The following is a 25218-nucleotide window of genomic DNA, read 5'->3' as shown; positions in this document are numbered from 1 at the left end:
TAACCAAAGGGAAAGAGTACAGAAGGAGTGAATACCAGATGAAACAGATTCTGATCGCCACACATGGAAAAATGGCCTCCGGCATTCGTTATACAGCAGAGCTGATCGTTGGAAAAATGGATGAGATCACAACCATCGACGCTTATGTGACACCGGAAGACAATGTGGAGAAAAAGTTTGAAGAATATTTCGCACAGCATGAAAACGACAGGATTTTCGTTTTCACAGATCTGATGGGAGGAAGCGTAAATCAGAAGCTTCTGAGATACAGCCAGAAAGAAAATGTCACACTGATCACAGGAACCAACCTTCCGGTCCTGATGCAGGTCATGATGGCAGATGACGATGTGACAGAGGAGGAGATCCAGGAGTTCATCGATGATGCCAGAGAAGAGCTTCAGATGGTAGACCTTGGCGGTGGAAAGAAATCCACATCTGAAAAAAACGCTGAAGAAGATACTGCACAGGGTATCGAAAATACTGCGCAGATTTCAGAAGGTGCTGCATCGTATGCAAAAAAATCCGCACCGAAAAAAGCTCTGGCTCCCCAGTCCTATGACAATTCCACAGCAAAGATCACCGCACTTCGTGTAGATGACCGTCTGATCCACGGACAGGTTGCCATGACCTGGACCAAACAGCTGGCTGTACAGGGAATCGTGGTAGCTAATGACGAGGCAGCTAACGATAACACCCAGAAGATGGCATTGAAAATGGCCGTACCGGGCGGAATCAAATCGCTGATCAAACCGGTGGATGAAGTCATTCGTATCTTAAACAATCCGAAGGCATCCAGGATGCGTATTCTGGTTCTGACAAGAACGGTAAAGGATGCTCTGAAGATAAGACAAAGTGTTGGTGAGATCGGATTCCTCAATGTAGGAAATACAGGACGTTTTGATGGGATCGATGTTTCCGAGAAGCTTGTCCTGACCCCGACTATCATGCTGACAAAAGCAGAACAGCAGGCACTGAAAGAGCTGGTGGCTCTTGATCCGAAGACCTGTATGCAGCAGGTGCCAAATGATGAGCAGAAGCTTGTGAAGGATGTGCTGGACAAATTAAACTGATACCTGTCAAATAGAATGAGCGCAACAGTGCTGAATGTAAACCGTGGAATATGAATGTCCACGGAATGAATAAAACGTAACACAAAAAAGGGAGGAAAGAAAAAATGTTAAACGCATTTCTTGTAGCACTTGCCGTATTTATCTGTGTCGGCGGTGCAGAGCTGATCGGATTTACCATGCTGAACCGTCCGATCGTCATCGGACCGCTGGTAGGTCTGTTGCTTGGAGATCTTCATACAGGAGTTATCATCGGAGCTTCCTTGGAAGCGGTTTTCATGGGAGTTGTAAATATCGGCGGTGCTTCTGCGGCAGAGCCCGGAATCGCCACAGCTGTAGGAACTGCTTTTGCCATCATGCTTGGCAAAGGCTCTGAGGTTGCCCTGACACTTGCACTTCCTATCGGTATCCTTGGCCTTCAGATCAAGACCGTTCTCTATATCTTTATCGTAGGTATGTTTGCAAAAACCTTCGACCGCCTGGCAGCAGAGGGCAAGGAGAAACAGATTATCGCCCTTCATTACGGACTCTGGGCTGTAAACTGGTTTTTGTATTCCCTGTTCGCATTCTTCGGAATCCTGTTCGGATCTGACGCAGTCAGCGCACTTCTGGATGCGATCCCGGATGTTGTTATGAACGGCCTGACCGTCTGCGGTGGACTTCTTCCGGCAGTAGGTATGGCGATGCTGATGAAAATGCTCTGGGACAACAAGATCTGCATGTTCTACTTCCTGGGATTTGTCCTTGCAGCATACTTAAACCTTCCGCTGATCGCCCTTGCCGTGATCGGTGTGATCATTGCCATTTCCATTGGTATGAACGATTACAAGCTGAATCAGCTTGCAGCACAGAGAGTAGCAGTTTCACCGGCCGGTAGCGCTGACGAATATCTTGACGAAGAAGAGGAGGAATTTTTCTCATGAGTAATTTAACGAAATCCATTCCTGCAGATGAAAGAAAAATGCTGAGAAAAGCGTTCTGGCGTTCCTTTACTCTGTATGCGGCAGTAAGCCCGGCAAAACAGGGAGCTTCCGGTTTCTGCTATTCCCTGATGCCATTTATCAACAAATTTTACAAAAACGATGAGAAAGGCAAAAAAGCTGCCCTCACAAGAAGTATGTCCTACTTCAATACAACCATCACCTGTTCCACTTTCATCATGGGTCTTGTAGCTTCCATGGAGAAGAAAAACAGCGAGCAGAAGGATTTTGACGCGAGCTCTATCAATGCAGTTAAATCCTCTCTGATGGGACCTCTGGCCGGTATCGGTGATTCCATTTTCTGGGGCGTTCTCCGTGTGATCGCAGCCGGGATCGCAGTAGGTCTTGGTGCATCCGGAAATATTCTGGCACCGATCGTGTTCCTGCTTCTTTTCAACATTCCGTCTATTCTTGTGAAATATTATGGAACATTCCTGGGCTACAAGCTTGGTTCTGAATATATTCAGAAGGTTTATGCAAGCGGTCTTATGAACATCCTGACAAAGGCTGCCAGCATTGTAGGTCTGATCATGGTCGGCGGTATGACTGCCAGCATGGTAACCTTTAACTCCACTTATGAACTCACCATGAAGGGTGAATCTGTTCTGAATCTACAGAACATGTTGGACCAGATTTTTATCGGCATTGTTCCCCTTGGACTGACTCTTCTGTGTTACTATCTGCTGAAAAAGAAAAATGTCAGCATCACAGTTCTGATCATCGGTGTTATCATCCTGAGCATCCTTCTCTCTCTTCTTGGAATTGCATAAGCCTTAAGGATAAGGAATAAAGATCAGAATTATGAAAAGGCGGGCCGTATAGGGTCCGCCTATAAAAAAGCCTAAAAAAAGTTATATCGAAATAACTGACCGCAAAAAGGGCAGTTGAAGAACACCTGACCGGATATAAATAAGCAGCAAATACGGATTATAAATATCTGCTCAATGCAAAATAAAGGAGACATAAGAAATGAAAGATTGGTGGAAGAATTCCGTTGTATATCAGATTTATCCAAGAAGCTTTAAGGACTCCAACGGAGACGGCTTCGGCGATCTCAAGGGTATTATTGAAAAGCTCCCCTACCTTCAGAACCTTGGGATCGATGTGATCTGGCTCAGCCCTGTTTTTGACTCCCCACAGGACGACAACGGTTACGATATCAGTGATTACCGGAAGATCTACGCGGGCTTCGGAAGTAACGAGGACATGGATGAGCTGATCGGAAAAGCTCATGAGCATGGTATCAAGATCATTCTGGATCTTGTTGTCAACCATACTTCCGATGAGCATGCATGGTTTGTGGAAAGCCGGAAATCAAAAGACAGCAAATACAGTGATTATTATATCTGGAAGGATCCGAAAGCAGACGGCAGTGAGCCAAACAACTGGGGCTCCAGCTTCTGTGGAAGTGCCTGGGAATATGATGAAGAGCGCGGCCAGTATTACCTTCATTTTTACAGCAGAAAACAGCCGGATCTCAATTGGGAAAATGAAACCGTCCGTAAGGAAATCTATGATCTGATGAAATTCTGGATGGACAAAGGTGCTGACGGATGGCGCATGGATGTGATCGCATCTATCTCCAAGGATCAGTCCTTCCCGGATTACCCGAAAACGGATGGTCGCAAGTATTATACAGGAAAATATCACAGCAACGGACCAAGACTTCATGAGTTTATCCATGAGATGAACCGGGAGGTGCTTTCAAAATATGACTGTATGACGGTAGGTGAGGCGCCGGGCTCCACACCGGAGGTTGCAAGACTGTTTACAGATCCGGAGCGTGAGGAGCTGAATATGATCTTCACATTTGAGCATATGAACATCGACCGTATTCCGGGCTCTGTAAACCGCAAGTGGGAATTGAAGCCTTTTGATCTCCGTGATCTGAAACGTGTTATGAGTGAGTGGCAGAACAAGCTTTATAACAAGGGCTGGAATGCTCTGTATTTTGAAAATCATGACCAGCCACGTGTGATCTCCAGATGGGGAAATGACACTACTTACCGCGAGGAATGTGCAAAGGCTTATGCTACCGTTCTTCATGGTATGCAGGGAACTCCTTATGTATATCAGGGAGAGGAAATCGGTATGACAAACGTGCAGTTCCCGCTGGAGGAGTACGAGGATATCGAGGTTCGTAATGCATATCAGGATCTTGTCGTTAAGAACAAAACCATTTCTGAGGATGATTTCCGCAAGGCAGTATGGAACAAGAGTCGTGACAATGCCAGGGTTCCTATGCAGTGGGATGACAGCGAAAATGCAGGATTTACAACCGGTAAGCCATGGTTCCGCCTTTCTGATCGTTACCAGGAGATCAATGTAAAAAAAGCTCTGGAAAAAAATGATTCCGTGTTTTATTATTATAAGGATCTGATCTGTCTTCGTCATGAGGAAGAGCTTCTCACAGAAGGTGACTATCAGCTCCTTCTTCCGGAAGACGAGAAGATCTTTGCATATTTAAGAACTTCCGACAAAGAGCAGTGGATCGTGGTGGCAAACCTTTCTGAGGATACGGTAAGTACAGAAGGTCTTGCGAAATATGTGTCCGATAAAGAGGATATTAAGATTGCAAATTATAAGGACAGAACAGGGATCAAAGCGGACTTAAGACCGTACGAGGCGTTTATGATGAGGATCCGGTAATTCCTGAGCTGTTGTATATGTAGTAGTAAAGTGGAAGAAAAGTCTCCGCTTTACAGAGAGCAGGTATGAGTATTTGTGCGTATCTGTACTGCCAAAGGATATCCGGGTGCAGTGCAGATGCGCTTTTTGCCTGTGAGGAGAAGACAAACAGGAGGAATTTATGGAAAAATATATCATTGCAGTGGATATGGACGGAACTCTTCTGAACAGTGAGAATAAGATTTCTGAAAGGAACAGAAATGTTCTGCAGCGTCTGATCGATGACGGACATTATGTGGTGCCGGCAACCGGAAGGACCAGAGAGCTGATCCCCCGGGAGTTTTCTGTGCTCCGGGGTGTGAAATGGGGAATCGTGGAAAACGGCTGTGTTGTCTGGGATTACGATAAAAATGAGATGATCTGGCGAAAAACCATGCCAAAAGGAATGGTAAGTAAAATTCTGAAGGATGTGGAAAACAGCGGCGCAAAAGGCTGGATCGCAGAGGCTTATGCAAACGGAATCGCCTATTCTGATGCGGATGCCAGAGATTATGTGGCATCTGTAGCGGATAAAGCTCTGCTGGAAAAAACTTTTGTAGATTATTTCCTCAGCAGACATGTATATGTTAAGGATTTTTATCATCAGGAAGATATTCTGGATCAGGCAGAGAAGATCAATATTTATTTTGATGATATGGAGACCAGCAGGGCACTTCGTGAGAAATGGAAGGATCTGGATGATGTGGCAGTGACTACTTCCATCAGCGGCAATGCGGAGTTTAATGCAGCAGGCGTGGACAAGGGTGTGGGTCTTGCTATGCTTCGCACAAAGCTTGGTATTGACCGGATGCATGTGATCGCTTTCGGAGATAATGAGAATGATCTGGAAATGCTGGAGGGTGCAGGTATCGGTGTTGCTATGGGCAATTCCAAACAGTATGTAAAGGATGCAGCGAATGAGGTGACCGGAGATAACGATCATGATGGTGTGGCGGAATTTCTGGAGAGGTTTTTCGGGCTGTAAGCTGTGGTTGATCGTGATCGTTGATATAAGGGACAGGGAAATGTATTTTTCTCTGTCTTTTTTTATTTGCATTTTTGGTGATATAAGGTATGATAAACGAAGAGGATGCGGGGATTGCTGGTTTTGACCGGTAGTTACCGGTGAAAATTATTTGAGGAGATCAGGAGGATATTTTTTAATGAAAAATCTGATACCAAAGCGTGTGATGGAGTATATCATTATCACATTTGCTGTTGTTCTGATGGATGTGGGGATTTATGTATTTAAGTTTCCGAATAATTTTTCCTTTGGTGGTGTTTCGGGTATGGCGGTTGTGTTTTCGCATTTTATTCCGATGACGTCTGCGCAGATCAACCTGGTGATCAATCTGATTTTGCTGGTGATCGGGTTTATTGTTCTTGGCCGGGATTTTGGAGTGAAGACGGCTTATGTTACGGTTGTTTCTTCTTTGCTTTTGAATGTGTTTGAGAAGGTTTTTCCTATGGACAGGGCGCTGACGGGGAATATTATGCTGGAGCTTTGCTTTGCGATCATTTTGCCGGCGCTGGCTGCGGCGCTGCTGTTTTTTGAGAATGCTTCGGGTGGTGGCACGGATATTGTGGCGATGATCATTAAGAAGTATTCTACGATGAATATTTCGGGTGCATTGTTTGCGGTGGATTGTGTGATCGTTGTTGTTTCGTTTATGGTGTTTGATCTTACTACGGGGCTTTGTTCTGTACTGGGGCTTATGGCTAAGACGTTGCTGATCGATAAGTCTATTGAGAGGATGAAGCTGAATAAGTATTTTACGATCATTTCCAGTAAGCCGGATGAGATCTGTGAGTTTATTATGAATGGGCTGGATCGGAGTGCTACGGTTTATCATGGGGAGGGGGTTTATTCACATAAGGATAAGAAGATTATTCTGACGGTTGTTGATGTGAGACAGGCGGTGCTTCTGCAGAGGTTTATTGATGAGGTGGATCCGCAGGCGTTTTTGATGGTTACTAAGAGTAGTGAGGTTGTTGGGAAGGGGTTTATGAGTTATATTTGATGCGATCGTATGGGATTGTATGCTGATCGTAGGTGATTGTGTATGATTGTAAGCTGATGGAAATTAGGAGAGCGTTCTTTGCGGGCTGGATGGGCTGCGGGGCGCTCTTTTTTGTGGTGGATGGTGGATGGCGGATGGCGGATGCCGGACGCCTGGGAGACGGGTGCCGGTTTGCTCCGGGCTTCGTCGGGGGCTGGCTTCTAGGCTGCCGGAATTCTGCTAAAACCGTTTTTAAAAAGTCCGAACTCGCGGCTTGCTGCCGCTCAGACAGCGGACTTTTTAAAAACAACGCAGATTTCCGCCAGCCAAGAATCAGCTCCCCTCCTGCAGAGTCGTAGCCAACCGGCACCCGTCTCCCCGGCTGTTCGGTTCCGGGCGGGAGGTAGTGGTGGGGGTGTGGGGCGACTGGCGGAAGTGGGGATTGATGAGGGCTGGAGGATTGAGTGGATTCCCGGGAGTTGGATGAGCCATCAGCGCTGCGCTGGATGGCTGGGAGGAAAGGCTGAGTTTCCTGTGGTCTGAAGGTGAGGGATGAGCCATCGTCGCTGCGCTGGATGGCTGGGAGGAAGGGCTGAGTTTCTTGTGGAAGCCATCGTCGCTGTGCTGGATGGCTGGGAGAAAGGTTGAGTTTCCTGTGGTGAAGGTGAGGGCTGGGGCATCGTCGCTGTGTTGGATGGCTGATTGGTGTGTGAAGGTTTTGTGAAAGGGGTTTGACAGGTGGGGGTTTTTATGGTAGGATACACACTTGCGTAACAAATTTAATAAAAATGTAACAAAATGGCGAATGAGGAGCGTGGCGAAGTGGATTGTGAATGTCTGCCTGAATGGGTGGGTGCTGCTGCGTGGTTTTCTGAGAGGAGTTTTATTGTTTATGTTTTATAAGAAAGTTGCTGCTGTTGTTCTGAGTGTTGTTCTTGTGGGTGTGGTTCCTTCTGTTGTTTTTGCGGATGTGGATAATGTCAGTGCTGTGTCTGATGGGGATGTGGAGGAGCTTTCTATTGAGGATGATTTCTCGGATGATGCGGATTCTATTTCTGCTTTTGCCAGTGCTCTGGCGGATAAGACGGTTTCTGAGGTTCAGGGGTATCAGGAGGCGAAGGCTGAGGCTGAGGTGATCGCACAGGAGAGGCTTGAGGCTGAAGCGGCTGCTGAGGCTGCGCGTAAGGCGGAAGAGGAGCGTAAGGCTGCTGAGGAGGCGCGTCTGGAGAAGCGGCAGGGGATTGTGGATTTTGCGCTGCAGTTTGTGGGGAATCCTTATGTTTATGGTGGTACGAGTCTGACTAACGGGGCAGATTGCTCCGGATTTGTGATGTCTGTGTTTGCGGAGTTTGGGTATGAGCTTCCTCGTGTTGCTGCGGCTCAGTGTGCGGCTTCTGAGAAGAAGAGTGTTGCGGATATTGAGGCTGGTGATCTGGTTTTTTATGGTGATGGCGGCATTGATCATGTGGCTCTTTATATTGGTGATGGCAAGATCGTTCACGCCAGTACAGCGGCTACAGGGATCAAGGTTTCCGACTATGATTACCGGGCTCCGGCTGCTGTCGGTACGTTTGTGAAGTAAGATAAAGATACGTTTGATCTATAGATGTGAAATATAAACTGTCTGAGGAGATTTTCTGGCCGGATAGGCTGAAAAATAGCTGCAGGCAGTTTTTTTGCAGAAAAATAGTGTATAATCTGGTACAGCGAATATTAAGTAACCGCCATATTGACTTGTCTGATTTTTCATCTGCTGCGTTGTCGTCAATCGTCGTAGCCACCGCTACGCCTCATTCCACCGCCTTGCAGATGAAGAAATCATCCTGCGTCAATATAGCAGAAACTTAATTTTCGCTGTACTACTCAGAAAAATTCAGAAAGGTTGTGGGGTATGAATACAAAAGAGTTCAGCGGCAGGCGGCAGATGGAGTTTCTGGCCGGGTTTGATTTTGTCAGAGAAGCGGGTACTGCGGGGGAAGTGAAGGCGGCGAAGATGATCCGGGATACTTTGGACAGCTTCGGAGCGAAGAATTGGATGGAGGAGTTTGATTTCTGGGGCTTTCGGATCAACAGAGCAGTGCTTAAGGTTATGGAGCCTTATCAGAAGGAGTATGTGGTGACCGGGTATGGAAGATGTGGAAATACTGGAGAAGAAGGTCTGAAAGCCCCTTTTTTGTATGTAGAGAACGGGGATGCTGTCAGCCTTTCCCGGGCGAAGGGCAAGATCGTTATGGTGAACGGCCGGGTGAGTGGTGATGTGTATCAGAGACTGGTGAGCGCCGGAGCTGTTGGTTTTATCAGTGTGGAGGGTTCTCCGCTGGATGAAGGAGTGGACAGGGTTCCCTGTCAGCGCAGCCTGCCGACGATCTTTCCGGGGGATGCGGCAGAAGAGATAGAAGGATTGTCGGAGTCTGCAGAGGATATTCACAAGATGCAGGAAAAATATAGTGGCAGGATTCCAGGGGCGAATCTTCATTATAAGGATGCAGTGGAGCTGGTGACGGAGGGTGCAGCTGTGGTGTGCCTGACTGTAGAACAGGAAGTGACAGCATGTACATCCCGAAATGTAGTGTCAAGGATTGAGGGAACGGATAAAAAAGATGAGATCTTAACGATCACTGCGCATTATGATTCGGTGCCGGAGGGACCGGGGGCCTATGATAATATGTCCGGGGCAGCGATTATCATGGAGCTTTGCAGATATTTTCAGCAGTACAGACCGCGCAGGACTATGGAGTTTGTGTGGTTTGGTGCTGAGGAGAAGGGCTTGCTGGGCAGCCGGGATTACATCAGAGTTCATGAGAGCGAGCTTGGAGCGCATCGTTTTAATATGAATGTAGATCTGGCCGGGCAGCTGATCGGAGGAAATGTTCTGGGAGTGACGGGAGAGACTTCAGTTTGTGATAAGCTTCTTGAGGTTGCTGACGGAGCAGGGATCGGAGCGTCTGTCAAGAATCAGATCTGGGGAAGTGATTCCAATTCTTTTGCATGGAAGGGAATTCCGGCCATGACTCTGAACCGGGATGGTTTTGGCATGCATACCCGTTATGATACTATTGATCTGCTGTCTGCCTGGTCGCTGGAGAGAAGTGCGATCCTTCTGGGATGCATTGCGGATGCGCTTGGGAATGCGGAGGTTTTCCCGTTTGAGAGAAAGATGCCGGAGAAATTTATCAGAGAGCTAGATGAATATATGTGCAGATGATTTGAACAAAATACGCTAAAACAATAAAAAATAATACTAAATAATTGACAGTAAGATGCCGAACTGTTATACTGAAATCACAGGCTTTCCAGGGACCAATGCGTCGGATATTGTTTTGCGGAGCATTGATTCCTGGAACTTTTATCACAGAAAAATCAGGAATGAGGAGATAGGACCATGTTTACAGAAGAACGACAGAATGCAATAGAGAAATGTCTCCGTGAAAAAGGAAAAGTCAGAGTCAAAGAATTAAGTGAGATGTTTCAGGTTACGGAGGACTGTATCCGCAAGGATCTCAAGATCCTTGAAAATGCAGGCAGATTAAAGAGGACTTACGGCGGAGCGATCCTGTCACAGGAGTATCCGCTGGAGAGAAACGTAGTAGACAGACGCATGTACAATCTTGATAAGAAGAAGGTGATTGCTGCGAAAGCCTTTAAGCTGATCAAAAATAACGAAACGATCTTTCTGGATGTTTCCACTACAAATATAGAGCTGGCAAGACTTATCGCTTCGTCGGGCATGCATGTTGTGGTTGTCAGCAATATGATCGATATCCTGCAGATCCTTGCTGCGAATTCGTCCATAACGGCCATAGGCACAGGGGGAACTATGTACCGTTCGGTGAATGGATTTATGGGAGCTGCGGCCATTGAGGTGATCAAGCAGTACAGCTTTGACCGGGCCTTTTTGGGAAGCTGTGGCGTGGATATGACAGATCTTGCAGTCACCACATCCGGAGTGGAGGATGGGCTGACCAAGAAGGCGGCAGTTCAGAGCAGCAGACATAAATATGTGGTTATGGAGAGAGAGAAGTTTTATTTTAACGAATCTTATAAATATACACATTTTGATGATATCAGCGGGATCATTACCGATGAATTTCCGGATGATACCATTGTGAATACATTGAGGAATGCCGGAGTGAAATTACTCTGAGCAGACAGTAACAAAGGGGGATTTTTACATGAAAGACTATATTCTGGAAACCTGTGTGGATTCTGTAGAATCCGCCATGGCAGCAGCCGAGGGTGGTGCGGATAGACTGGAGCTTTGTAGCAATCTGATCATCGGGGGGACAACTCCCGGCCCATGGCTTTTTGAGGAAATAAGGAAGCGTTCAGATATCAGGATCCATGCGTTGATCCGTCCGCGGTTTGGAGATTTCTGTTATACAGATGCGGAATTTTCCATGATAAGGAGTGCGGTAAAGGATTTCCGCAAAATGGGAGCGGAGGGTGTTGTGGTAGGTATCCTGAAACCGGATGGCACCTTGAATATGGAACAGATGAAAGAACTGATGGATGCTGCGGGAGATATGTCTGTTACGTTGCACAGGGCTTTTGATGTGTGTGCAGATCCGATCGAGGCTATGGAACAGGCGATCTCGCTGGGGATCGATACTATCCTTACCTCCGGACAGAAGAATACCTGCCTTCAGGGTGCGGAGCTTCTGAAGGAACTGGAAACTAGGAGCCGGGGGCGTATTACCATCCAGGCGGGGAGTGGCGTCGGTGCGGAAGTGATTCGCCAGCTTTATCCCCTTACCGGCATCAAGGCTTATCATATGAGTGGCAAGGTTGTAACGGACAGTGCGATGCAGTTTCGCAAGGAAGGTGTCAATATGGGACTTCCGACATTCAGTGAATATGAGATATGGCGTACAGATATTGAAAATGTTCGTGCTGCAAAGAAAGTTCTGGAGGAATTATAATGGCTGAGGGGAAGATTTTTCTGAAAGAAAACCGTGATCGGATCGAAAAAAAATATCGGGAGCAGGTGATGGGGTTACCGCAGGCTTTTGTGGATATTGATAAAAAGCTTGCAGAATGCACAGACGAAGTGGCTCTGGCGTGCAAATATTTATATGCGTTCATGCCGTACAGTGATATCGGAAATTACGCGTTTAAAGTATTTCTGGATTATGCGGAAAATGGCGTACATTTATGGAAGGAAAACTCCGGGGTGGCAGAGCTGCCGGAAGAGATCTTTTTGAATTATGTGCTGTTTCATAGAGTAAATGAGGAGGAGATCGCACCCTGCCGTACATTTTTCCGCAGGGAGATCGGAGAGAGAACTGAGGGAATGAGCTTCCGGGAAGCTGCCCTGGAGGTGAACTACTGGTGTGCACAGGAGGCTACCTATCATTGTACAGATGATCGTACCCTGTCTGCACTTGCCGTATACCGCAGAGGAAACGGAAGATGCGGAGAGGAATCTGTATTTACCGTTAATGCACTGAGAAGTGTTGGTGTACCTGCCCGTCAGGTATATGCACCAAAGTGGTCTCATTGTGATGACAATCATGCCTGGGTGGAAATCTGGTGCGATGGAAGCTGGTATTTTCTGGGAGCCTGTGAGCCGGAGGAGATCCTGAATAAGGGATGGTTTACCAACGCTTCCTCAAGGGCCATGATGGTCCATTCAAGAGTTTTTGATACCATGATCCCGGAGGGAGAAGTGATCGGCAAAGATGGTATGGTGACTATGCTCAACGAGCTGAAACGATATGCACTGACAAAAGAGATCACTGTGTCCGTAAAGGATTCACATGGAAAACCGGCAGAAGGTGCAGAAGTTTCTTTTGAGGTGCTGAATTATTCAGAATATGCCCCGATCGCAGAACTGAAAACCGACAGTCTGGGAAAAGTCTGCCTGACAACAGGGCTTGGAAGTATCCATATTTCTGCAAGGATGTACGCAGATGGAGAATGGCTGCATGCAGAAAACAGCATGGATACAAAAACAGAGGACTGCTGCGAGATCTGTCTGATGCCCGTGGGAAAAGAAAATGGTATTTTTTATGAGGAGTGGGCGGAGAACGATATGATCGCACCTCATGATGCGCCTGTAAATAAAGATATGCCAACACCGGAGCAGAAGGAAAGAGGCAGCAGACGTCTGGCAGAGGCAAACGCTTACAGGGAACAGAAGGTAAGAAACCTGAGCAATCCGGAGTGCCGGAAATTCCTGGAAAAAGAAACCGGAGATTCTTCAATGAGAAAAAAACTCCTTGAAGTCCTCACAGAGAAAGACAGAACAGACTGCATCAGCCAGGTTCTGGAGGAGCATCTGAAATTTGCATTACCGTATGAAAAAAACATGGATGCAGATATTTTTGTACCATATGTACTGAACCCGAGAGTTGACGATGAAGTTTTGCAGAAATACAGAAAAGCGATCCTTGAGCAGCTGTCGGAAGAAGAGAAAAATATGCTGCAAAAGGAGCCGGCAAAGATCTGGAAATGGATTGAGGATAAGATCATTTCCTGTCCGAAGAAAGAACGCAGCAGTGTGATCACCACGCCGTCCGGATGTTTGAAAACGGGAACAGGAAGCCTTCTGTCAAAGAAGATCCTTTTTGTGGCAATGGCGAGAACACTGGGAATTCCGGCACGCCTGAACCCTCATGACCGTTCCATGGAGTATATGAAAAACGGAAAATTCATCCCGGTATCTGCGGAAACGGAGAAAAACGCATCGATCCTTCTGAAGGCAAGTGAGGATACACAGTGGAAATATTTCCAGAACTGGAGCATCGCAAAACTGGAAGCCGGAAAATACAGCACACTAAAGCTGGAAGCCGAAAATTTCAGAGATCAGATGATGAAGCTGCCACTGGAAGCGGGAAATTACAGGATCCTTACCTCAAACAGACTGCCAAATGGAAATATATTTGCAGCGGAGTATTATTTTGAGGTTCAGATCGGAGAAATGAAGAGGGTGGAGCTGGCATTTCGGAATGCAAACCTGGAAGACATGCTGGAGAATATTTCCATACCGGAATTTACTCTCAGAAAAGAGGATGGAAGCACCGTGAAGGCGTCAGAATTGACGGCAGATGGGAAGCATATCCTGGCGTTTCTGGAAGAGGAGAAAGAACCGACGGAGCATATCTTAAATGAGATGATGGAGCAGGAGGAAGTTTTTTCCCGATATGCGACGAGAATCATTTTTGTCGTAAAAAGCAAAAAAGCGCTGGAGACACCTACCCTTTCAAGAGCACTGGGCAAGCTTGGAAATGTCCAGATCTTATATGATGATTTTTCAGAGATTATCAATACACTGGGAAGAAGAATGTACGTAGATCCGGATAAGCTTCCGCTGATCATTGTGACAAACAAAAGCCTGAATGGGATTTATGCAACCAGTGGATACAATGTGGGAACCGGAGATATGCTGTTGAGACTGATGTGACAGATATATCAGATATATACAGAAGGAACACAGGCCGTATCATCGACTGTGTCGGTGACGGTCTGTGCCCCTGTAAAAGCTGTGAAATTATTGCAGTGGTTCAGATGCTCAGAATATGAAGGCAGATCGGAATGAGAATGCCTGTTGTGCTTCCCGAAATTGCCGTAATAAAAGTTGTTTTGCATTACTTACCATCAGAATAGAGATTACGCACAGAATCCCGGTAAATGCATTCCGGCTTCAGGCGGATCGTCCTTGGAAAATCGCAGTAGTCTCCGTTCATTCTGCGAAGCAGCAGATCACAGGCCTGCTCTGCCAGACCGGCAAGCGGCTGACGGACAGCGGTCAGCTGAGGAGAAAGCAGCATGGACAGTTCAAAATCATCAAAGGAGACAACAGACAGGTCTTCCGGGATACGGATGCCAAGGCTGTAGATCGCTTCATAAATACCGAGGCATAGTGTGTAGTTCGCAGAAAATACGGCAGTCGGACGTTCCGGAAGATTCCATAATTTCTGCATTGCCTGATATCCAAAGTCGTTTGCATAATTTTCAGCGATGATATAATCGGGGTTAACAGGAATATTGTAGTCTTCCAGTGCCCGGAGATATCCTTTTTTTCGTTCGCATGCGGTATAGGATGCAGGAGGACCGGTGACAAGGGCGATCTTCTGATGCCCCATTTTTATCAGATGCTCCACAATCTCATAGGCCCCGGAGGTACAGCTGGTCTGTACACAGTCTGTACGGTGGAAATGACTATGCTCTTCCAGCTCCACAACAGGGATCTTGGTATGTTCCACGGCAGAACAGATGTCCTTGCTCAGACAGAAAGAAGAAATGATAAGACCGTCGATCCCTGAGTGGAGCATATGGGGGATAAATTTATTGACATGATCCTTATATTTGTCGCCGCTCATAAATGTGAGAGAATAACCGTGAGCACGCATGGTGTTTTCTATTTTGCTCAGAAGAAAAGCATTATGCGGATTATTGGGAGGAGCGGATATCAGACCGATACGGTATGTCTTGGAGGAACGAAGTCCCCGGGCCGTGTTTCGTGGAACGTAATTCAGTTTCCGGATCGCTTCGTCGATCTGCTTTTTGTTTTGCGGCCGTACAGTTCCGCCGTTGATATATTTTGAAATGGTGGCCAGTGCCAGACCGGTTTCTCTGGCAATGTCCTTGATGGTTGCACTCATAAATCAATCCTTTCCGGATGCTGTACTGTTGTGCCCGGACAGGTCTTTTACAGAGCGCCGCGGGTGGAATACAATATCCAGCATGTCTATTTTTGGAAAATCCGTATAGTCTCCATGGATTCTTTTTAAAAGTAATTCCACAGCATGTTTCCCCATGCTTGTCAGATCCTGTGAGACACAGGTCATAGTCGCACTCATGGTCTTGAAAAGCGGATCATCATCAAAGCACACAAAGGAAATATCCTGAGGAACGGAAATCCGTGCCTGGCTGGCAGCGCTTAAACCACCCATTGCGGAGAGATAGCAGTCAAAAAAAACAGCAGTAGGGGGATCGGAAGAATCAATAAGCTTCTGGAAATGCAGGTTGCTCTGGGTGATGGTTTCTGCAGTGGAACCAAAAGAAACAGGGGGAAAAGAATCCTGCTGTTTCAGAAGGTCAATGCCATTTTTCTGGTATACATCCACAAAGCCCTGAATCCGCTGCTCGATCGTGTAGGCGTCCAGATACTGTTCCATGATCCAGACCTTTGTGTGGCCTTTTTCCAAAAGGTGCTCTGCCAGCAGTGCACCGCCTTTGTAATTATCAGAAATAACACAGTCTACAGGAAAATGTCTCATGGAAGCAGGAATCTGATCGAGCATTACAACCGGTATGCTGGCATTCTGTAAAAGCTGGTACAGATCATCATGCCAGCAGGATGGGAGCATGATAACTCCGTCAAAGTGCTGGGAGATAATATCCTGTATCGTATCGATCTCCTTCTGATGTTCAAAAAAGAAAGAACAGACAATAACTGTATAACCATGATCCGTGAAATGCTTGATAATGGAATTGACAAGCTCGCCCCAGAAATAATTACCAAGATCTGAGATCAGGATACCGATGGTATGTGTGTTTTTGGCACGGAGAAGCTGGGCATTCCGGTTTGGGGTATATCCAAGCTCCTGAATTGCCCTTTCTATAAGGATACGATTTTCTTCCCGTATTTTTTTGTGGTTTATATATTTTGAGATCGTTGCGGTGGACAGGCCTGTCGCACGGGCGATATCATTGATCGTAACGTTCATGTAAAACCTCCGGTTCTGATACATTTACAGATAATAGAGTATTCTCATATTATATCATGAAAAAGAAAACGCCTCAACACATAAGGCATTTTTTACACATAAACTATCAGAAAAAACGAGTGTATTGTACAGAAAATTGATAAAAATGAAACGTTTAACAAAACCTGATACGAAAAAATACACAAAAACAAGATGGAATAATTGTAAAAAATAGGAAAAATGATTTTTGACCCATGATTTTACTTGAAAAGCTGCTTCGGATGCGGTAAGATAGTCTTAACAAAAAACGAAACGTTTTACGTAACAAGAAAATCAGCTATACGAAACAAGGAGAAGGTTATGGCAGACACAAAGCAGCAGTGGTATAAAGATGCCAAATACGGATTATTCATCCATTGGGGACTTTATTCCATCCTTGCAGGAGAGTGGAAAGATCCGAAGACCGGCGAGGTCACCAAGACAGACCGTATCGCAGAGTGGATCGAGAACAATCTCAACATTGACAAGGAAGATTACAGAAAGCTGAAAGATGAGTTCCATCCGGACAAATTTGACGCGGACATGTTTGTGAAAAGAGCGAAAGAACAGTGGGGTGTTAAATATATCGTTCTTACTTCCAAGCATCACGAGGGATTCGCAATGTACGATTCCAAGGTCAGTGATTTTAATGTAGTGAAGGCTGCAGGAAGAGATATCTTAAGAGAGCTTTCCGATGCTTGTAAGAAATATGACATGACAATGGGTATCTATTATTCACAGGCTCAGGACTGGGATGATGACAATGCCTATAAGAAGGATTACGAAGACAAGAACGAATGGAAGCTGGAATTCCGTACATACTTCGATGAGAAATGCAAGCCGCAGTTAAAAGAGCTTCTTGAGAATTACGATAATATTTCCCTGATCTGGTTTGATACTCCGATGGGAATGACCGCAGACGAAGCTCAGGAATTAAGAGACTGGGTTAAGGGTATTAAGCCTGACTGCATCATCAGCGGACGTATCGGACACCAGAAGGGCGATTATATGACCACCGGTGATAACTTTATCCCACGTCTTCCATACGACGGTGACTGGGAAGTACCGGCAACTGTAAATGATACATGGGGTTATAATAAATACGATACAAACTGGAAGAATCCGGATGATATCCTGAACCTTCTTCTCAAGATCGTCGGCAGAGGCGGAAATTATCTGCTGAACGTAGGACCAATGGCAGACGGAACTGTTCCGGAAGCTTGTGTTGAGGTTATGAATGAGGTTGGTAAATACGTGACCGAGAATGCGGAAGCAATTTACGGAACCAAGAATGTTGGTATCTATCCGTATGAGATTCCGAGCATTGAATTTACCAAGAGACCACATAAACTTTATGTACATGTACTTGCACCGAGATATCGTGTAGAGCTGCTGAACATCGGCAACCAGTTAAAAGGTGCATATGTGGTAAGCACAGGAGAGAAACTTCCATGCCGCGCATTAAAGTGCTGCGAAGGAAACTCCATGGTAGAGGTTGAACTTCCGGAGAAACTTCAGGGAGCAAAGAACTACTGTGTATGCCTGGAGCTTGAGGAAGAGGAGCCGATCTTTGAGGCGATCATCGATTAACTTAAGAGCATCAATGGGTAAACTATATAAATAAAATCATATTAAGGGAGGATTTATTCATGAAGAAACGAATGAAAAAAGTTGCAACACTGTGTCTCGCCGGTGTAACAGCAATGTCTACAGTAGGCGTAACAGGAAGCGCTGTATTTGCAAAGGGTGACACAAACTACGACGTAGAGAGTATGGATTTTGAAAACGTTGAGCTTCGTGTAGCATTCAGATTTAACAACGGATCTGACACAGACGGACAGGCTAAATGGTATTACAAAGCACTTGAAGAGTTCAATAAAGAGAACGAAGGAAAGATCCATGTAACAGATGAGAGTATTTCTACAGAGTCTGATTACGAAGAGAAGCTTACAACAGATTTTGCTTCCGGTAATGTACCGAACGCATTCCTTCAGTATGGCGGAAGCCGTACAAGAGAGTATGTAGATGCAGGATATATACTGGATCTGACACCATACTTCGAGCAGTATCCGGAATGGAAAGAGGGAGTTCAGGATTTTGCATGGGAGACAACACAGTTTGACGGTATTGAAGGAACCTATGGTATTCCGTGGTCCGCTTATCAGCTCTGCCTCTACTACAACAAAGATTACCTTGATCAGGTTGGCGTAGATGTTCCGGAGTCCTGGGATGATCTTGTTGATGCCTGCGCAAAATTAAAAGAAGCAGGAATCCAGCCATTCAACTACTCTGACAAAGATAACTATCACTTCGAGCATCTGATGAGTGCTCTTGCTCTGAAAGCTTACGGAACAAGCATCGCAGATGATCTTGCAAGCGACAAAGAAGCTTACAACGGCGAGAAGATGGTTGCAATCTATCAGAAGATGAAAGATATGATCGATGCAGGATACTGGGGAGACGGAATCCTCAGCACAGACTTCAACACAGAGAGAAATATGTTCGAGGCAGGAAAAGCTGCATTCACAGTTGACGGAACATGGAACTGCGGTAACTTCCAGAATGACTCCGATACAACTCTCTTCGATGCTCAGAAGATCGGTGTTACAAGAATTCCTTATATCGACGAAGCAAACAAGACTGTAGAGATGGGTGGCGGTTCTGATACATACTACATCACTACATTAAACAAGAGTGATGAGGAAATCGCAGCAACTGTTAAATTCATCAAATATCTTACAAGTGTAGATTCCATCAACGAAATGTGCAAATCCAGCCCGACAACATATGCTGAGAAGGTTACAATCGATACAGGTAACTATCTGCTTGACGATGTAAATGCGATCATGGCTGAGAATACAGAGTCTAAACTTGAGATTCCTACATATGACAGTAACACAGCAGCTATGGACACAATCCGTAATTCTCTTCAGGCATTAGCGACAGGCGCAAGTGCACAGGAAGTTGGAGACGATATCGTTGACAAAATGTCTGCTTACGAATAAAGAGAATTTTGACTGAACGCATGATGTGTGGATAAGAGAAACAGGGGGAAGCATCATCTGCTTCCCCTTGTTCATTACGGAGGTATACATATGGCAGGTAAATCTGTACCAAAGGTAAAACAGAAGCTGGACAAAAAAGATCTTGCGCTTTCTTTAGCGTTCCTTCTTCCGGCAATTTTAATAACAGTTATTTTTGTCATCTACCCTGTTTTTGATACCGTAGGCTTATCATTCCGTAAATGGAACGGTATGTTTGGCGCGGTAAAGCAATGGGTAGGTCTTGAGAACTATCAGAAGATTTTTTCAGATAAGTTGTTCTGGAATGCAATGCTCAACAGTGTGTACTTTATGATCGGTGGTTTCGTTATCCTGATGCCGCTTTCATTTGGTCTCGCAATGTTGGTAACTGCAAAGATTAAGGGAACCGGATTCTTCAGAACCTGTTACTTCCTTCCGAATATGTTAGGAACAACAGCAGTAGCCCTGATGTGGACATTTATGTTAAATCCGAACTTTGGTATCTTTAATACCATTGAAAATATTTTCGGCCTTCATGGTACGATCCCTGATGTGCTGACGATAAAGACTGTAAACGTCTGGATCGTTATCCTGGTAAATGAGTGGATGTATGCCGGATATAACATGCTGATATTTGCAGCGGGTCTGGTAGCGATCCCGGATGAGTTAAATGAGGCAGCAGCACTGGATGGAGCTACCGGATGGCAGAGAGTTCGTTACATTACCCTGCCTCTGATGAAAAACTCCTTCAAGGTATTCTCTATTTTGTGTATTACAGGATGTCTGAAAGTATTCGATATTATCTGGGCGATGACAAGAGGAGGCCCGAACGATATCAGCTCCACACCTTCAATCATGCTTTATACACAGGGATTCTCCTATAAGCTGTTCGGACGAAGCAGTGCATACGGTGTTATTCTGTTAGTGCTGGGTGTTGCACTGAGTCTTATAACCAATCATTTGTTCCGTGAAGATAAAGATCTTGCAATGTAGGCGGAAGGAGAAGAGACGATATGGAAAAAACAGCTAATAAACAGAAAATGCACGGAGGAAAGATAGCACTGTACGTTATCGCGATCCTGTGGACAGTTGTTACACTGTTTCCGGTAGTAGTGACCGTAATGGCTTCCTTCAAAACAAACTCAGAGATCTACCTGAACCTGCTGAGCTTACCTAAGAAGCTTATGTTCCAGAACTATATCAGCGCAAACAAAACAGCGGATGCATTGAATACCATCAAGAACTCCCTGGTTGTAGCAACTCTGACAACTGTATTTAATACTGTAGTCGGAATGATGGCAGCATACATCTTATCAAGAAAAGATTACAAATTCCTGAAATGGGTATATGTATTCTTCATGATCGGAGTAATGGTTCCGGTTCACTGTACGCTGATCCCGATCAACAACATTGCAACAGCATTAAATGCAAAGAACAATCTGTTCTTCCTGATCCTGATCTATGTTGCGTTTGGTATGTCCCAGGCGATATTCCTTTATACAGGATTCATGGATGGAATCTCCAGGAACCTGGATGAGGCGGCGATCATTGATGGATGTAACAACTGGCAGCTGCTGTGGAAGATCCTTTTCCCTGTTTGCAAGCCGATCATCGCAACAGAGGCGATCTTCGTATTCATCTATGGATACAGTGAACTTGTATTCTCCATGATCCTGATGACAGATACCAAATATTTCACAGTTTCACGTGCGATGCTGAACTTCTCTTCTGCACATACACAGGAGATCGGAAGTCAGTTTGCATATGTAGTAATGTCCGTAATTCCGATGCTTATCATTTACATCGTGTTCCATAAACAGATTGAAAAAGGTATGCTTTCCGGAGCTATCAAAGGCTGATGCTTTTAATCTAAACAGGAGGAAAAAATCATGTATCAGTTTGACAGAAAAGAATATGAAAAACGTATGGAGTGGTACCAGGATGCCCGTTTTGGAATGTTTATCCACTGGGGATTATATTCTATCCCTGCAAGAGGCGAGTGGGTACGAAGCGTAGAGGAAATACCTGAGGAAGAATATCTTCCGTTTATGAAAGAATTTGATGCAAGAGACTACAACCCGAAGCAGTGGGCAAAAGAGGCCAAGGCTGCAGGTATGAAATATGTAGTCCTGACAGCGAAGCATCACGACGGCTTCTGCTTATTTGACAGTAAATACACAGATTACAAGGTAACAAATACACCGGCAGGAAGAGACCTGATCAAGGAGTATGTAGAGGCACTTCGTGAGGAAGGCCTTAAGGTTGGAATCTATTTCACACTACTTGACTGGCATCATCCGGATTATCCGCATTACGGAGACCGTATCCATCCGATGAGAAACCACAAAGAGTGCGGAAATGAGAACCGTGATTTCTCACGTTATACAGAATATCTGTATAATCAGGTAGAAGAGATCTGTACAAACTACGGACAGATCGATATCATCTGGTTTGATTTCTCCTACGACGATATGAGAGGGGAAAAATGGGGCGCAACCAAGCTGATCAACATGGTGCGCAGCTTACAGCCGCAGGTTATCATCGATAACCGTCTGGAAGCCAGCGGAGAGGGAAGAGGATCCCTGTATGAGTGTGATCCGACACCGTACCATGGCGATTTCGTAAGCCCTGAGCAGATCATCCCGCCGGAAGGAATCTGCGATAAGGAAGGCAACCCGATGGTCTGGGAAGCATGCTTCACCATGAACAACAACTGGGGATACTGTGCAAACGATCATTATTACAAACCGGCTTCCATGCTGATCAAGAAGCTGGTAGAGTGTGTTTCCAAGGGTGGAAATATGATCCTGAACGTAGGACCGGATGCCAAAGGTAAATTCCCGAAGGAATCATCTGCGATCCTGGCTGAGATCGGCCGCTGGATGGATAAGAATCATGACAGTATCTACGGCTGTGTACCGGCTGAAAACATTCCGAAGCCGGATTACGGACGTATCACCAGAAACGGAAACAAATACTATGTGCATATTTATGAGAATACACTGGGACCACTTCCGCTTCTGGGATTTGATAAGGATAAGATCGTGAAGGTGCGTGCGCTGGATGACGGACATGAGGTGCCGATCTCCAACGCATGGATGCACAGCGATTACCCGGATATCGCATTCGTTGATCTGGGACCTGACCCGGTACTTCCGGACCCGGTAGATTATGTTCTCGAAGTAGAGATGGCTGAGTAAAAAAACGAATCAATAATAAAAAAGAACAACAGGAAAAGCAGGAGATATGTGAATCTTAGTTATCCGGTTGTTCTTTTTTACCATAAGGAGAAGGGAAAAGATTATGATCATTTATACAGGAAAAGATTACTATGACGTAAGCAGAAAAGCAGCGAATATCATGTCTGCACAGATCATCATGAAGCCAAATGCCGTTCTCGGACTTGCTACAGGCTCCACACCGGTGGGAATGTACAAGCAGCTGATCGAGTGGTACAAAAAAGGAGATCTGGACTTTTCGCAGATCACATCCGTAAATCTTGATGAATACAAAGGACTTTCCGGAGACAACGATCAGAGCTATCGTTATTTTATGAACACAAATCTGTTTGATCATGTAAATATCGATAAGGCAAGAACCTATGTGCCAAACGGACTGGAAGAGGACAGTGAGAAAGCCTGCGCGGATTACAATGAGATCATCCGCAGCGTGGGTGGTATCGATATGCAGCTGCTTGGAATCGGCGGAAATGGCCACATCGGCTTCAACGAGCCGGGTGCAGCATTTGAGAAGGAGACTCACTGCGTAGACCTTACGGAGAGCACCATCAAGGCAAATGCAAGATTCTTTGAGACTATGGATGATGTGCCGAAGCAGGCATATACCATGGGTATCAAAAACATCATGACTGCAAAGAAAATCCTTCTGGTCGCTACCGGAGAGGCAAAGGCAGATGCTCTTTACAAATCTCTCTACGGACCGATCACGCCCAACGTGCCGGCATCTATCCTGCAGCTTCACCCGGATGTGACGGTAGTGGCCGATGAAGGCGCTTTAAAGCTGATCCGTGAGAAGGGACTGCTGTAAGAAATACAGAGGAAATTTCCGCGAATTAAATGAACGCAGATCACGGATATCCGTTTGAGTCAAGAGGATATCAGGGATCACTCTTGGGATTTTCCTGATTTGGTTAATAAAGAAAGCTTCGATCTAACTCTCATCGATGAGCGATGTGCTCAGAGAGTGGATCGAAGCTTTTTGTGCTTTCGGGACGTAAACCTGCAGGTGGCTGCAAACAGGCCGGTGGGCCGGACATTTGCAGTCTCAGGCTTTTTTCAACGTTTTGTGATAAATCATGACAGAAACGATGGCTGTAAACACCTCTGTGATCCAGAATGCGTTCCACACGCCATCAGGACCCATAAAATGGGACAGAAGATATGCGGTGGGCATGATAACGACCACATAGCGGAAAAGGGAAATTACAAGGGATTGCGTGCCTTTTCCAAGGCCTTCCATGGCACCGGAAGTGGTAACGGATACAGCAGAAACAAGAAAGCCGGCGCTGATGATCTTCAGTGCTCTGGAGCCAGCGGCAATGGTTTCCGGGGTAGTTGTGAAAAGTCCCATAAGCTGTCCGGATGCCAGGAGGCAGATAACGGTTCCAAAGAGCATGATCACACAGCTGGATTCCAGGGTGAGCCGGAAGATTTTTTTCACACGCTTCATCTCACGGGCACCGAAGTTATAACCGATCAGCGGGCGCATTCCCTGGATGATTCCGTTGGCCGGGAGATACAGGAAGGTCTGCAGTTTGTAATAAATGCCAAGGATCACCACATAGCTGTCCGAGTAAGCGGCCAGCACGGAGTTCAGAAAAGAGATCAGAAACGATGGCAGTGCCAGGTTCAGGATCGCGGGAACACCGATGGCATACAGGCTCAGATCCGTTACTTTGCTTGTTTTCAGGGCTTTGGGCGTTACACGTACAGGAATAGGCTTCAGGATATAAAAGAACATATAGACCGCAATGGTGAGCACCTGGCCGATGCCAGTAGCCAGAGCTGCGCCCCGGATACCCAGCTTCGGGAAAAAGCCGATTCCCCAGATCAGGAACGGATCCAGGATGATGTTGCTGATACATCCCACCAGCAGGGCGATCATAGATACTTTCATCCGTCCTACAGCCTGGAAAAGTTTTTCGAAGAAAAGGCTGATGGCAATTACTGTGGAAAACAGGAAAACGATGGTAGAATACTCCAGCCCCATCCGGATCACGGTTTCATCCTGGGTGTACATCTGAAGGAATACGGGCATAACAGCGATGCTGATCACAGTCATCAGGATCCCGTGGATCACAGACAGAAAAAATCCGTGGGTTGCGGCAGTGTCTGCCATTTTTTTGTCCCCTGCGCCAAGGTGATAGGAAACTCTGGCGTTGATTCCGATCCCGAAGCCAATGGCAACGGCGTTGATCATGTTCTGGACCGGATAGACAAGGGACAGGGCGGTCATGGCCTGCTCGCTGATCTGTGCCACGAAGAAGCTGTCCACAATGTTGTATAGTGAGTTTACAAGCATAGAAAAGACCATAGGCAGCGCCATGGATGCCAGCAGCGGGCCGACAGGCTTCTCCTTCATAAATGTGTCGTTCATGAAAAATCCTCCTTTATATCAGAATTCACAATGTAGATCATGGGAAAAAAGGTGTGCTTTTTGTGCATAATAAAAGCCACACAATCTGTCTTACTGGTGAAGGCAGATTGTGTGGCGAAAAAAGTCGGAACTGAAAAATCCACACGTTGTTTTAGCGTTTTCACCTTAACAAAAAA

Annotated in this window: 20 protein-coding genes; 17 read left to right on the top strand and 3 right to left on the bottom strand. The window is 45.9% G+C overall.

The window, feature by feature from the left end; all coding sequences use genetic code 11:
* Positions 1-38 precede the first annotated feature (38 nt).
* From LKD46_RS10860 to LKD46_RS10810, 11 genes are all read left to right on the top strand, one after another.
* On the top strand, positions 39-1070 hold the full coding sequence (locus LKD46_RS10860) for a PTS sugar transporter subunit IIAB (protein WP_178687685.1): 1032 nt from the start codon (positions 39-41) through the stop codon (positions 1068-1070).
* A gap of 104 nt (positions 1071-1174) precedes the next feature.
* On the top strand, positions 1175-1990 hold the full coding sequence (locus tag LKD46_RS10855; RefSeq protein WP_178687686.1) for a PTS mannose/fructose/sorbose/N-acetylgalactosamine transporter subunit IIC: 816 nt from the start codon (positions 1175-1177) through the stop codon (positions 1988-1990).
* Positions 1987-2817, top strand: a complete 831-nt coding sequence (locus tag LKD46_RS10850) for a PTS system mannose/fructose/sorbose family transporter subunit IID (RefSeq protein ID WP_178687687.1) — start codon at positions 1987-1989, stop codon at positions 2815-2817. The genes LKD46_RS10855 and LKD46_RS10850 overlap by 4 nt, the downstream gene beginning before the upstream one ends.
* A gap of 199 nt (positions 2818-3016) precedes the next feature.
* A complete protein-coding gene (locus tag LKD46_RS10845) occupies positions 3017-4696 on the top strand; it encodes a glycoside hydrolase family 13 protein (protein ID WP_059086276.1) in 1680 nt (559 codons plus the stop codon).
* 160 nt (positions 4697-4856) lie between these two features.
* Complete coding sequence (locus LKD46_RS10840) at positions 4857-5699, top strand: Cof-type HAD-IIB family hydrolase (RefSeq protein ID WP_178687688.1); 843 nt, start codon at positions 4857-4859, stop codon at positions 5697-5699.
* A gap of 178 nt (positions 5700-5877) precedes the next feature.
* Positions 5878-6735 (top strand): YitT family protein, encoded by an 858-nt coding sequence (locus LKD46_RS10835; RefSeq protein ID WP_022426920.1) that lies wholly within the window; start codon positions 5878-5880, stop codon positions 6733-6735.
* An 871-nt stretch (positions 6736-7606) separates the two neighbouring features.
* The gene (locus LKD46_RS10830; protein ID WP_227574145.1) at positions 7607-8296 is read left to right on the top strand and encodes a C40 family peptidase; all 690 of its coding nucleotides are present in this window, start codon (positions 7607-7609) and stop codon (positions 8294-8296) included.
* A gap of 309 nt (positions 8297-8605) precedes the next feature.
* Positions 8606-9919 (top strand): M28 family metallopeptidase, encoded by a 1314-nt coding sequence (locus LKD46_RS10825; protein WP_227574144.1) that lies wholly within the window; start codon positions 8606-8608, stop codon positions 9917-9919.
* Positions 9920-10096: 177 nt separating this feature from the next.
* Entirely contained in the window at positions 10097-10858 is a 762-nt protein-coding gene (locus LKD46_RS10820; protein ID WP_227574143.1) for a DeoR/GlpR family DNA-binding transcription regulator, read from the top strand.
* 28 nt (positions 10859-10886) lie between these two features.
* A complete protein-coding gene (locus LKD46_RS10815) occupies positions 10887-11633 on the top strand; it encodes a copper homeostasis protein CutC (RefSeq protein WP_173754098.1) in 747 nt (248 codons plus the stop codon).
* The gene (locus LKD46_RS10810) at positions 11633-14116 is read left to right on the top strand and encodes a transglutaminase domain-containing protein (protein ID WP_227574142.1); all 2484 of its coding nucleotides are present in this window, start codon (positions 11633-11635) and stop codon (positions 14114-14116) included. Before LKD46_RS10815 ends, LKD46_RS10810 begins: the two co-directional genes overlap by 1 nt.
* A 184-nt stretch (positions 14117-14300) precedes the next feature.
* Here LKD46_RS10810 and LKD46_RS10805 read toward each other — a convergent pair whose 3' ends face one another.
* Positions 14301-15317 carry a LacI family DNA-binding transcriptional regulator gene (locus LKD46_RS10805; RefSeq protein WP_227574141.1) on the bottom strand — a complete coding sequence of 339 codons (1017 nt, stop codon included), beginning with the start codon at positions 15315-15317 and terminating at the stop codon, positions 14301-14303.
* A gap of 3 nt (positions 15318-15320) precedes the next feature.
* On the bottom strand, positions 15321-16385 hold the full coding sequence (locus tag LKD46_RS10800; protein ID WP_227574140.1) for a LacI family DNA-binding transcriptional regulator: 1065 nt from the start codon (positions 16383-16385) through the stop codon (positions 15321-15323).
* A 243-nt stretch (positions 16386-16628) separates the two neighbouring features.
* Between LKD46_RS10800 and LKD46_RS10795 the strand changes: the two genes are divergently transcribed.
* From LKD46_RS10795 to nagB, 6 genes are all read left to right on the top strand, one after another.
* The gene (locus LKD46_RS10795; RefSeq protein ID WP_227574139.1) at positions 16629-17993 is read left to right on the top strand and encodes an alpha-L-fucosidase; all 1365 of its coding nucleotides are present in this window, start codon (positions 16629-16631) and stop codon (positions 17991-17993) included.
* A gap of 59 nt (positions 17994-18052) precedes the next feature.
* The gene (locus tag LKD46_RS10790; protein ID WP_118515363.1) at positions 18053-19408 is read left to right on the top strand and encodes an ABC transporter substrate-binding protein; all 1356 of its coding nucleotides are present in this window, start codon (positions 18053-18055) and stop codon (positions 19406-19408) included.
* Between the two features lie 90 nt (positions 19409-19498).
* A complete protein-coding gene (locus LKD46_RS10785) occupies positions 19499-20419 on the top strand; it encodes a carbohydrate ABC transporter permease (RefSeq protein WP_227574138.1) in 921 nt (306 codons plus the stop codon).
* 20 nt (positions 20420-20439) lie between these two features.
* Positions 20440-21285, top strand: coding sequence for a carbohydrate ABC transporter permease (locus LKD46_RS10780; protein ID WP_227574137.1), 846 nt, complete (start codon positions 20440-20442; stop codon positions 21283-21285).
* Between the two features lie 30 nt (positions 21286-21315).
* Complete coding sequence (locus LKD46_RS10775) at positions 21316-22626, top strand: alpha-L-fucosidase (protein ID WP_021653144.1); 1311 nt, start codon at positions 21316-21318, stop codon at positions 22624-22626.
* A gap of 103 nt (positions 22627-22729) precedes the next feature.
* Entirely contained in the window at positions 22730-23473 is a 744-nt protein-coding gene (gene nagB / locus LKD46_RS10770; RefSeq protein WP_015525385.1) for a glucosamine-6-phosphate deaminase, read from the top strand.
* Between the two features lie 237 nt (positions 23474-23710).
* Here nagB and LKD46_RS10765 read toward each other — a convergent pair whose 3' ends face one another.
* Positions 23711-25042, bottom strand: coding sequence for an MATE family efflux transporter (locus LKD46_RS10765; RefSeq protein WP_227574136.1), 1332 nt, complete (start codon positions 25040-25042; stop codon positions 23711-23713).
* Positions 25043-25218: the final 176 nt, after the last annotated feature.

Origin of the sequence: Blautia fusiformis (assembly GCF_020686995.1) — a bacterium.
In the GTDB taxonomy this organism is placed as follows: Bacteria; Bacillota; Clostridia; order Lachnospirales; family Lachnospiraceae; genus Blautia_A; species Blautia_A fusiformis.
Note: the sequence above shows the minus strand (reverse complement) of the source record. Positions and strands in the feature narration are given on the sequence as shown.

Coding starts and splice junctions, on each gene's coding strand:
- LKD46_RS10860 (WP_178687685.1), top strand. CDS start 39: ATGAAACAGATTCTGATCGCCACACATGGAAAAATGGCCTCCGGCATT.
- LKD46_RS10855 (WP_178687686.1), top strand. CDS start 1,175: ATGTTAAACGCATTTCTTGTAGCACTTGCCGTATTTATCTGTGTCGGC.
- LKD46_RS10850 (WP_178687687.1), top strand. CDS start 1,987: ATGAGTAATTTAACGAAATCCATTCCTGCAGATGAAAGAAAAATGCTG.
- LKD46_RS10845 (WP_059086276.1), top strand. CDS start 3,017: ATGAAAGATTGGTGGAAGAATTCCGTTGTATATCAGATTTATCCAAGA.
- LKD46_RS10840 (WP_178687688.1), top strand. CDS start 4,857: ATGGAAAAATATATCATTGCAGTGGATATGGACGGAACTCTTCTGAAC.
- LKD46_RS10835 (WP_022426920.1), top strand. CDS start 5,878: ATGAAAAATCTGATACCAAAGCGTGTGATGGAGTATATCATTATCACA.
- LKD46_RS10830 (WP_227574145.1), top strand. CDS start 7,607: ATGTTTTATAAGAAAGTTGCTGCTGTTGTTCTGAGTGTTGTTCTTGTG.
- LKD46_RS10825 (WP_227574144.1), top strand. CDS start 8,606: ATGAATACAAAAGAGTTCAGCGGCAGGCGGCAGATGGAGTTTCTGGCC.
- LKD46_RS10820 (WP_227574143.1), top strand. CDS start 10,097: ATGTTTACAGAAGAACGACAGAATGCAATAGAGAAATGTCTCCGTGAA.
- LKD46_RS10815 (WP_173754098.1), top strand. CDS start 10,887: ATGAAAGACTATATTCTGGAAACCTGTGTGGATTCTGTAGAATCCGCC.
- LKD46_RS10810 (WP_227574142.1), top strand. CDS start 11,633: ATGGCTGAGGGGAAGATTTTTCTGAAAGAAAACCGTGATCGGATCGAA.
- LKD46_RS10805 (WP_227574141.1), bottom strand. CDS start 15,317: ATGAGTGCAACCATCAAGGACATTGCCAGAGAAACCGGTCTGGCACTG.
- LKD46_RS10800 (WP_227574140.1), bottom strand. CDS start 16,385: ATGAACGTTACGATCAATGATATCGCCCGTGCGACAGGCCTGTCCACC.
- LKD46_RS10790 (WP_118515363.1), top strand. CDS start 18,053: ATGAAGAAACGAATGAAAAAAGTTGCAACACTGTGTCTCGCCGGTGTA.
- LKD46_RS10785 (WP_227574138.1), top strand. CDS start 19,499: ATGGCAGGTAAATCTGTACCAAAGGTAAAACAGAAGCTGGACAAAAAA.
- LKD46_RS10780 (WP_227574137.1), top strand. CDS start 20,440: ATGGAAAAAACAGCTAATAAACAGAAAATGCACGGAGGAAAGATAGCA.
- LKD46_RS10775 (WP_021653144.1), top strand. CDS start 21,316: ATGTATCAGTTTGACAGAAAAGAATATGAAAAACGTATGGAGTGGTAC.
- nagB (WP_015525385.1), top strand. CDS start 22,730: ATGATCATTTATACAGGAAAAGATTACTATGACGTAAGCAGAAAAGCA.
- LKD46_RS10765 (WP_227574136.1), bottom strand. CDS start 25,042: ATGAACGACACATTTATGAAGGAGAAGCCTGTCGGCCCGCTGCTGGCA.